Source organism: Streptomyces sp. SM1, assembly GCF_002910825.1.
Classification (GTDB): Bacteria; Actinomycetota; Actinomycetes; order Streptomycetales; family Streptomycetaceae; genus Streptomyces; species Streptomyces okerensis.
Genome location: NZ_NEUB01000937.1, coordinates 1,491 through 11,311, shown reverse-complemented (window position 1 = coordinate 11,311; position 9,821 = coordinate 1,491). Strand labels below are relative to the sequence as shown.

At 73.7% G+C, this 9,821-nt stretch carries 7 protein-coding genes and 2 pseudogenes (1 of these 9 only partly in view); 7 read left to right on the top strand and 2 right to left on the bottom strand.

Annotated features, from left to right (window positions below; genetic code table 11):
• Positions 1-109 precede the first annotated feature (109 nt).
• The gene (locus tag B9S61_RS32255) at positions 110-955 is read left to right on the top strand and encodes a class II fructose-bisphosphate aldolase (protein WP_103545350.1); all 846 of its coding nucleotides are present in this window, start codon (positions 110-112) and stop codon (positions 953-955) included.
• 701 nt (positions 956-1,656) lie between these two features.
• On the opposite strand, the gene B9S61_RS32250 is transcribed toward B9S61_RS32255, so the two are convergent.
• The gene (locus B9S61_RS32250) at positions 1,657-2,550 is read right to left on the bottom strand and encodes a trans-aconitate 2-methyltransferase (RefSeq protein WP_103545349.1); all 894 of its coding nucleotides are present in this window, start codon (positions 2,548-2,550) and stop codon (positions 1,657-1,659) included.
• A gap of 131 nt (positions 2,551-2,681) precedes the next feature.
• Positions 2,682-3,287, bottom strand: coding sequence for a helix-turn-helix transcriptional regulator (locus B9S61_RS32245; protein WP_181007628.1), 606 nt, complete (start codon positions 3,285-3,287; stop codon positions 2,682-2,684).
• A 114-nt stretch (positions 3,288-3,401) separates the two neighbouring features.
• On the opposite strand from B9S61_RS32245, the pseudogene B9S61_RS32240 reads away from it, so the two are divergent.
• The 6 genes and pseudogenes from B9S61_RS32240 to B9S61_RS32215 all read left to right on the top strand — a co-directional run.
• Positions 3,402-3,881 (top strand): annotated as a pseudogene (locus tag B9S61_RS32240) (NAD(P)/FAD-dependent oxidoreductase); the annotation flags it as partial.
• Between the two features lie 165 nt (positions 3,882-4,046).
• Entirely contained in the window at positions 4,047-5,663 is a 1,617-nt protein-coding gene (locus B9S61_RS32235) for an MFS transporter (RefSeq protein WP_103545347.1), read from the top strand.
• A 143-nt stretch (positions 5,664-5,806) separates the two neighbouring features.
• A pseudogene (trxA, locus tag B9S61_RS32230) lies at positions 5,807-6,183 on the top strand (thioredoxin).
• Positions 6,184-6,450: 267 nt separating this feature from the next.
• Positions 6,451-8,277, top strand: a complete 1,827-nt coding sequence (locus tag B9S61_RS32225; protein WP_103545346.1) for a gamma-glutamyltransferase family protein — start codon at positions 6,451-6,453, stop codon at positions 8,275-8,277.
• Positions 8,278-8,377: 100 nt separating this feature from the next.
• The gene (locus tag B9S61_RS32220) at positions 8,378-9,214 is read left to right on the top strand and encodes an inositol monophosphatase family protein (protein WP_103545345.1); all 837 of its coding nucleotides are present in this window, start codon (positions 8,378-8,380) and stop codon (positions 9,212-9,214) included.
• A 112-nt stretch (positions 9,215-9,326) separates the two neighbouring features.
• On the top strand, positions 9,327-9,821 hold the start of the coding sequence (locus tag B9S61_RS32215; RefSeq protein ID WP_103545352.1) for an NAD(P)/FAD-dependent oxidoreductase. The gene runs 921 nt beyond the window's last position; 495 of the gene's 1,416 nt are visible here — the first part of the coding sequence; its start codon is at positions 9,327-9,329; its stop codon lies off the right edge, out of view.

The following is a 9,821-nucleotide window of genomic DNA, read 5'->3' as shown; positions in this document are numbered from 1 at the left end:
GCCGGCGTGTTCCACGAGCGCGGTCCTGCGGGTCCCGGCGTCGCCGAGCCCGCCGCCGCCGCCATCACCGGTCGACGTATCCGTACCGCCGTAGCCGAGGAGGACGTCCATGCCGCTCACCGCCAGTGACGACATCGTCGGCCCCGCCCACCGGGCCCGAGTGGGCGTCGGGGCGTTCAACGTGGTGCAGCTCGAGCACGCCGAGGCCATCGTCGGCGGGGCGGAGGCGGCGGGGCGTCCCGTGGTCCTGCAGATCAGCGAGAACACCGTCCGCTACCACGGCTCGCTCGCACCGATCGGGCTCGCGACCCTCGCCCTCGCCCGTGCGGCGCTCACACCGGTGGCCGTCCACCTCGACCACGCGGAGTCCACGGACCTCGTGCACGAGGCCGTGGAACTCGGCTTCACCTCCGTCATGTTCGACGCCTCCGGGCTCCCGTACGAGAAGAACGTGAGCGCCACCCGGGAGATCACGGACCACTGCCGCGCGCGGAACGTGTGGGTGGAGGCGGAGCTCGGCGAGGTCGGGGGCAAGGACGGCGCGCACGCCCCCGGGGTGCGCACGGATCCGGACGAGGCACGGGACTTCGTCGCCGCCACCGGCGTCGACGCCCTGGCGGTGGCGGTGGGCAGCTCCCACGCCATGGCCACCCGGGACGCCGTCCTCGACTTCGCGCTCATCACCGCGCTGCGGGACACCGCGGGCGTCCCGCTCGTCCTGCACGGCTCGTCCGGGGTGGCCGACGCGAACCTCGTCAGGGCCGTCCGGGCGGGGATGACCAAGGTCAATGTCTCCACCCACCTGAACAGGGCGTTCACCCGGGCCGCACGCGCCCACCTGGCCGCCCGCCCGGAGGCCGTCGACCCCCGCGGATACCTGGGCCCCGCCCGCGCCGCCGTCGCGGTCGAGGTGACACACCTGCTCGGGGTGCTGTCGGCCGGGAACGGCGGCTGAGGAAGGGCCGGCCCCGCCGGCCCCGCCGGCCGCCGGCACCGGGCCGGTGACCGACGGGGTCCCCACTGCGCGGAGTGTCGGCCGGGCCTCGGTCCGATCCCGACCAAGGCGTTCCCCGTGTTGGCCAGGCACCGCACGTACGTTCCGCGCAGGAGCGGACCGCGCAGGAGCGGACCGCGTCCGCCCGTCGCCGCCGTCGGTGACCACCGGTGCGACGGCCGTGGCACCGGTCAGCCCACGGTGACGGCACGCTCACCGTGACCGCCCCCTAGCTAGAGGGCCCGCCGGCGAATCGGCTCGCGGGAAGCGACCGGGGCGCCGCCCGCCGTTCGGACCATGGGGGAGGGCCCGGGCGGCCCCGGCACCGTCCTCACGGAGTGAGCCACCGGCAGCCGCCGTGGCAGCCGTCCGCGCCGGACACGGGCAGCGTTCGCTCCGGCGACCTCTTCCCACCTGTCCTGGCGTCGGGCGTCGTACTCGGCGGGGATCCGCGGTGCGGTCATGAGGAGGCTCCCTCTTCTCTCCGCCGCACCATGGGGGTCGCGGCGACGGGGATGGGCGAGGCGTGCGCGGGCACGGGTGCTCGGCCCGTCGCGGCGCACGCCGGTGCGCGGGCAGTGCCTGCGTATGAGGCGGGGAACCGGGTGCCGGGGCTGCCCGGCAGGCGAGCGGCGTGCCGGGCGGCCCCGGGGTGCCGGAGGTCAGGCGCGGTGGGCGGCCCAGACGGTGCGCTCGGTGCGTACGGCGAGATCGTCGCGGCGCAGAATGCTGTTCGGGCCGTCGGTGTCCAGGAGTTCGTCTAGCGCGGTGAGGTCCTCGGGGCTCAGGGCGGGTGCCGCCACGTCGCGGATGCGCACCAGGCTGCCGTGCGCGTAGCGCCCGACCGCTTCGCTGTGCTTGCCCTCGATGTCGACGGTGACGGTGCGCTCGCCCGCGACGGTGAAGCCGGCGGCGGTCAGCATCGGGCCCCAGTCGGCGCCGCGGTGCGGGACGTGCTCGGCGTGGAAGCTCTCGGTCGCGGCGTGCGCGCGTTCCTCGAGTCCGGGGTGGCTCTCCGGGGCGTCGGCGGGCAGGAAGCGGGGGAAGCCGGAGAGTTCGACGACGGCGAACAGGCCGCCGGGGGCGAGCAGTTCGTGGACGTTCGTGAGGGCGCGGTCGGGACGGGCCATGTGGTGCATCGAGGCCGAGGCCCACACCAGATCCGGTGTGCCGAGATCGGGCCAGTGCCGGGCGTCCAGGTCGGCCCGTACGGTCCTGACACGGCCCTCGACTCCGCGGGCGTGTGCCTTCTCGCGCAGGAGCCGGAGGTGTCCGGCCGAGGTGTCGACGGCGGTGACGTGGGCGCCGGGGAAGCGGTCGAGGAGCGCGAAGGTGCCCGCTCCCGTGCCGCAGCCCAGGTCCACGATCCGGCGCGGCTCGCTCTCCAGGGGCAGCCAGGCGGTGATGGACGCGATGTGCTCGGCGAGCACTTCGGCGTCCAGGTCGAGGATCACCGCCTGGCCGGCGTCATCATGTTTCCGGTGGCCGCCGTGGGCGTGTTCCGGGTGGTGGCCGCCTTCGGCAGGGTGAGAGGTGTGCTGGTGCGCTCGGGTCATGACCACACCGTAGGCATGCTATGCGCCTGTCGCACGACTGCTTGCCGGACGCGCAAGAAGGTGGCCCGGCGCGCTGCCCGCGACGCAAGGGGCACCCGCGGAACGGGGCTTTCCGGCGCGGCTGCCGCACTCTATTCGCCTGGCCCCGGTGCCCCTCCGCGGTCGGCTTCGGCGCCGGCGTCCTTCTGGTGGCCGCGGCGGGCGTCCCGGTCGAAGATGCCCATGATCTCGCACGGTCCGCCGTCGGCGCCGATGGCGTGCGGCATCATGGTGGGGAACTCCGCCGCCTGGTCGGTCTCGATGCGGAAGCGCCGGTGGCCGAGCATGAGGACGGCGGTGCCGGACAGTACGACGAGCCATTCGCGGCCGGGGTGGGCGCGCATGCGCGCCGGGTTGTCGGGCGGCGGGTCGGTGATCCGCTGACGCACCACGCTCATGCCGGGGTCGCCCTTCACGGGCCAGCGCATCAGGCCGTGGGCGCCGTCGATCATCGGGCTGACGACGACGTCGTCGGCGGCGTTCTCCACGAGCTGGTCCAAGGTGGTGTCCAGGGCGCGGGCGAGGGTGACCAGCTGGTCCAGGGCGAGGCGGCGCTGACCGTTCTCGATCCGGCTCAGTGAGGACTGGCTGAGGTTGGCCCGGCCTGCCAGTTCCTCCAGGGACCAGCCCTGCGCGACGCGCAGGGCGCGGATCCGTTTGCGTACGAGGCTGTCCAGCTGCCCATCTTCTTGCGTCATGGGCAACATGGTATGCCGTTGATGCAAAGCGCACTTAGCGTCGTGAACAGACGGCCCGGCACAGGGGGTCACGCACGACGAAAGGGCGCGACATGTCTGCGCAGAATCCCACACCACGCCTGGCTGTTCCGCCGGCTCACGGACGACCTGACCTACTTCACCCGCGGCACCGGGCTGGACCCTGACACCCGCGCCCGCTTCGCCGCCCGCGGCATCCGCGTCGTCGAGACCGGCGTCAGGAAAGTCGTCGACGACGAGGCCGGCGCCCTGGCGGGCGTGCGTCTGGACGACGGCACCGTCGTGGCGCGGCGCGTCCTGGCCGTGGCCACGCGGACGCGGGCCCGCACCGAGAAGTTGGAAGGGCTGAACCTGCCGGTCGAGGAGCTGCCCGACGGCATGGGCCTGCGCCTCGCCTCCGGCACGGCCGGCACCACCGGGGTCCCGGGCGTGTGGGTGGCGGGCAACGCCACCGACCTCACTGCCCAGGTCGGCGCCTCCGCGGCGGCCGGAGCCCTGGCCGGCTCCCACATCAACGCCCTGCCGGCCGCCGCGGACACCGACGCCGCGCCCGCCGCGCACGGGGCCACCCGCTGACACTCCCTCCCCGCCGCTGACGTACCGCGCGACCGCGCTACCGCGACCCGGCGGTTCGCGCGGTGAACACGCCCTCCCCATCCCACCGACGCCCTCCCCATCCCACCGACACGGCGACCGGCCTGTCCCGGCGCTGCCTCCGCATGCCCCTTTCGGAAGGAAACCATGAGCACTCACCATCCTCCTCAGCCGGCGGCCGCACAGGCCGGCGGCGAGGCCGCGCCGGATCCGCGTCAGCTGCGCGCGATCCTGGTGACCGTCTCGATCGCATTGATGGCCGTCATCGCCTCGGTCTCCGGACTGAACGTCGCCCAGACGCACATGGCCGTCGAGTGGGGCGCCTCGCAGACCACCATCCTGTGGATCATCAACATCTACACCCTCGCCCTGGCCGCGCTGCTGCTGCCGCTCGGAGCGATCGGTGACCGGCTGGGCCGTAAGCCCATGCTGATCACCGGACTGATCGTCTTCGGTGCCGCCGGCGTCGTCGCCGGCCTGGCCCCGTCGGCCGGGGTGATGATGGGCGCCCGTGTGGCGGCCGGGATCAGCGCCGCGACGATCATGCCGATCACTCTGGCCGTCATCACCTCCACCTTCCCCGAGGAGGAGCGGGGCAAGGCGATCGGTGTGTGGACCGGGGTCGCCGGAGGCGGCGGCATCCTGGGCATGTTCCTCTCGGCCCTCCTGGTCGACGTCGCCGACTGGCGTTACCTGTTCGTCCTGCCCGTGGCCCTGGCCGTCGTCGCGCTGGTGATGACGCTGAAGTCGGTACCCAACTCCCGTGAACACTCGGCTCATTCCTTCGACACCCTCGGTGCGCTGCTCTCCACCGTCGCCGTGACCGGACTCATCTTCGTCCTGCAGGAGGGCCCCGAACGCGGCTGGACCGCCCCCGTCACCCTGACCGGCCTGGCCGTCGGCGTCCTCACCGCCGTCGCCTTCGTCGGCTGGGAGCTGCGCCGCCGGGACGCCTCGCTGCTGGACGTGCGCCTCTTCCGTGAGCGCGGCCTGGCCGCCGGCTCGATCACCCTGCTGACCGTCTTCGGCGTCCAGGCCGGCATCGCCGTCGTGCTCTTCCCGTTCTTCCAGGCCGTCCTGGGCTGGTCCGGACTGCTGTCGACCGTGGCCATGATGCCGATGGCGGTCATGATGATGATCACCTCCGGCCTGGCCCCCCTGATGGCCGCCAGGACCGGTGCCCGCGCCACCATGACCGTGGGCGTCGGCCTGGCCGCCCTCGGCCTGGCCCTGATGGCCCTGTTCGTGTCCGTCGACGGCGGCTACCTGTCCATCCTGGCCGGCATGCTCGCCATGGGCACCGGCATGGGCCTGTCGATGACGCCCTCCACCGAAGCCATCACCCGCTCACTGCCCCGCGCCAAGCAGGGCGTCGCCTCCGCGCTCAACGACGTCACCCGCGAGTTCGGTACCGCCCTCGGTGTCGCCATGCTCGGCGCGCTCCTGGCGAACGGCTACCGCGGCGCCATCGACGACGAGCTCGACGGTCTTCCGGCCGGAGTCGCGGACACCGCCCGCGAAGGCATCGCCACGGCCGTCGAGATCGCCCCCAGCACCGGCGGCCGCGCCCAGGACCTGATCCACACCGCACAGCAGTCCTTCGTCGACGGCTGGCAGCAGTCCATGTGGGCCGGAGCCGCCGTCATGGCCGTGCTGCTCGTCCACGTCGCCCTGCGCGGCCCGAAGGACACCGCCCACCTCCCGGCCGACGACGAGGCGGCGACCCCCGGGGCCAGGCCCGCGGAGAGCGTCACCGCTCCCTGACCTCGCGGAACCCCGCCCGACGGGCGGTGTACGAGCACCGCACCTGGCAGCCGGCCGCCGGTTCCCCCCGACGCGTGGGGCAACCGGCGGCCCCCCGGCTCCGGAGCACGCCCCCGGGCCCCTCACCCCCGTCACCCGCAGGAGTGGCACTCACGGGCACCCCCAAGCTGACCAAGGACACCTTCGACGAGGGCGTCTCGGCGAACGACTTCGTGATCATCGACTTCTGGGCCGAGTGGTGCGGGCCGTGCCGCGCGTTCGGACCCGTCTTCGAGCGGGTCTCGGACAGGCACCAGGGCATCGTGTTCGCCAAGGTCGACACCGAGGCGGGCCGGACCCGGCGCGGGCGTTCGAGATCACCTCGATCCCCACCCTCATGATCGTGCGCGAGCGGATCGCGGTCTTCCGACAGGCCGGCGCCCTGCCCGAGGCGGCGCTCGACGACCTCGTCACCCGCGCTCGCGACCTCGACATGGACGACGTACGCGCCTCCGTCACCGCAGCACGTGACAACCAGTAGACACCCGGGGGCACCAGGCCCCGTGAGGACGGCCCGTACCGCGGCACGCCGACTGCGGCGGACGCGCAGCGCGCTCGATCCGGCCCTCACCCCCGCCTCCCGTGACCCCTTCACGCCGGAGGCGGGGAAGAAGGGGAGGAGGGCGATCGATAGCCTTCCGGGGGAGTGGGAGACCCCCTGGCGGGCAGACTCCCCGTCTTTCCCCAGGACCGGCGCCGCGCGCCCACGGTCCGGACCGGTACACGTAGACAGCGAGGTGAGAGGCCCATGTTCACGACCCGTCCCACCCTCCAGGGCACCTTCGGCATGGTGTCCTCCACCCACTGGCTGGCCTCGCAGTCGGCGATGGCCGTGCTGGAGGACGGCGGCAACGCCTACGACGCGGCCGTGGCCGGGGCCTTCGTGCTGCACGTCGTGGAACCGCATCTCAACGGCCCGGCCGGCGAGGTGCCGATCCTGCTCGCGCCGGCCGGCGGGGAGGTACGGGTGCTGTGCGGGCAGGGCGTCGCCCCGGCCGGGGCCACCGTCGCCCACTACAGGGGGCTCGGTCTGGACCTCGTCCCCGGTACCGGTCCGCTCGCCGCGGCCGTGCCCGGTGCCTTCGACGCCTGGATGCTCCTGCTGCGCGACCACGGCACCAGAACGCTCGCCGACGTCCTGAAGTACGCCATCGGATACGCCGAGGACGGTCATCCGCCCGTGGAGCGCGTCGGCGGGACCGTGGAGACCGTTCGCGAACTGTTCGAGACGGAGTGGACCTCCTCGGCCGAGGTGTACCTGCCCGGCGGACGCGCCCCGCGCCCCGGCGAGCTGCTGCGCAACCCCGCGCTCGCCGCCACCTGGAAGCGGCTGCTCGCCGAGACCGCCGGGGCCGGGGACCGGGAGGCGCAGATCGACGCCGCGCGGGAGGTGTGGCGCGGCGGATTCATAGCGGAGGCCCTGGTCCGGCAGGCCGGCCGCCCGACCCTGGACACCAGCGGCGAACGCCACGGCGGCACCCTGACCGCCGCCGACCTCGCCGGCTGGTCCGCGTCCTACGAGACCCCGGTGACGTACGACTTCGGCGACTGGACCGTCTGCAAGGCAGGCCCCTGGAGCCAGGGCCCGGTGCTGCTCCAGCAGCTCGCCCTGCTCCCGCCGGAACTGCCCCGCTACGGGTCCGCGGACTATCTGCACCTGCTCATCGAGGGCTGCAAGCTCGCCATGGCCGACCGCGAGGCCTGGTACGGGGACGCGGCCGAGGTGCCGCTCGACGACCTGCTGTCGGCCGAGTACAACGCCGAGCGGCGGACCAGGGTCGGCCCCCGCGCCTCGCACGACCTGCGGCCCGGCAGCCCCGGCGGACGCACCCCCTGGCTGAGCGCCCACGCGCGCGTGGTGGTCACCGGGGATCCCGGCCCCACTCCCATGGGCGTCGGCGAACCCACCGTCGCCAAGAGCCCCACGTCCCCCGTGCCGGGCGAACCGGACGTCTCCGCCGACGGCTCGACCCGCGGCGACACCTGCCACCTGGACATCGTGGACCGCTGGGGCAACATGATCGCGGCCACGCCCAGCGGCGGCTGGCTCCAGTCGAACCCCGTCGTGCCCGAACTGGGCTTCCCGCTCGGCACCCGGCTGCAGATGACCTGGCTGGAGGAGGGCCTGCCCAACACCCTCACCCCCGGCCGCCGCCCCCGGACCACGCTGACACCCTCCCTCGCCCTGCGCGACGGCGTGCCCGTCATGGCGTTCGGCACACCCGGCGGGGACCAGCAGGACCAGTGGCAGCTGCACTTCTTCCTCGCGGTCGCCCTGCGCGCGAAGGTGCGCGGCGGACTCGACCTCCAGGGCGCCATCGACGCCCCGAACTGGCACAACGACAGCTTCCCGGGCTCCTTCTACCCGCGCGGCATGCGCCCGGGCAGCGTCACCGTCGAGTCCCGCACCGATCCGGCGGTGGTGGAGGCACTGCGCCGCCGCGGCCACGAGGTGACCGTCGGGGACGCCTGGTCGGAGGGCCGTCTCTGCGCCGTCGCCCGGGACCCGGACACCGGCGTCCTCTCCGCGGCCGCCAACCCGCGCGGCCAGCAGGGGTACGCGGTGGGCCGCTGAGCCCATGAACCGGCGGTCCGGCACCCCATCTTCATACCGATTCCACCCGGGGTGCACCGGGACGGACGGGAATGTCAGTGGCGCGTGCTCTCATGGAGGCATGATCGAGAACCACAACGAAACCATCGACGAGTTTCTCACCCGGCACGCCTTCGACGTGGAGGAAGCCGTCCGCAAGGCCGCCGCACAGGAGATCATGCCGCGCTGGCGCCGCCTCGCCGAGCACGAGGTGGACCGCAAGAGCGGCCCGCACGACCTGGTGACCGACGCCGACCGCAAGGCCGAGCTGTATCTCACCGGGGTACTCGCCGCCCTGCTGCCCGGCTCCGTCGTGGTGGGCGAGGAGGCGGTGCACGCGGACCCGAGGTCGTACGAGGCGATACAGGACGACGCGCCGGTCTGGATCGTCGACCCCGTCGACGGGACCCGCCAGTTCGTGCGCGGCGACACCGGCTTCTGCACCCTGGTCGCCCTCGCCCGGCGCGGGGTCGTGTATGCCTCCTGGACCTACGCTCCCGTGCACGACCAACTGGCCACGGCCGTCCGGGGACACGGCGCGCACCTCGACGGAGAGCGGCTGCGCGCCGGCTCCCCGGGGCCCGGCCGCGATCTCCGCGTGGCCACCTCCCACCCGGACTTCACGACCGACGAGCAGAAGCGCGCCCTGCTCGGCCTGCGGACGGACGGAGTGGCCCCGCGCCCCTGCGGCTCCGCCGGACTGGAGTACCTGGCCGTCGCCGGCGGGGAGTCGGACGCCACGGCGTTCAACTGGGAGGCCGCCTGGGACCACGCGGCCGGACTGCTCCTCGTGGAGGAGGCCGGAGGCACCCACCTCACCCGCGCGGGCAAGCCCTTCGACATCCGGGGCGGCAACACCCTGCCCTTCACGGCCGCCCGGGACACGGCCACCGCGCACCGGGTGGTGGACCTGCTGTAGGACGCGGCCTGACCCGCCCCCGGGCCGACGGCCCGGGAAGAACGCGGGCGCCCCGGCATATCCTGATCCCCCAGTGGCCGTCGGCTGACAAAGGAGTCCGAAGGTGCCGTCGATGCTCGATGCGGTCGTGGTGGGGGCGGGGCCGAACGGACTGACCGCTGCCGTGGAGCTGGCCAGGCGGGGCTTCTCGGTGGCCCTGTTCGAGGCGAAGGGCACCGTGGGCGGCGGCGCCCGCACCGAGGAGCTCACCCTCCCCGGCTTCCGCCACGACCCGTGCTCCGCCGCTCACCCGCTCGGCATCAACTCACCGGCGTTCCGCGCCCTCCCGCTGGAGCGCTACGGCCTGGAGTGGCTGCACCCCGAGCTTCCCATGGCGCACCCCTTCCGGGACGGCACGGCCGCCGTGCTGTCCCGCTCCGTCGCCGAGACGGCCGCCTCCTTCGGACCGCGCGACGCCGGCACCTACCGCCGCCTCGTCGAACCCTTCCTGCCCAGGTGGGACACGCTCGCCCGCGACTTCATGTCCCTGCCGCTGACCGCGCTGCCCCGCGACCCGGTCACCCTCGCCCGCTTCGGCCTGGTCGGACTGCCCCCGTCGACCTGGCTC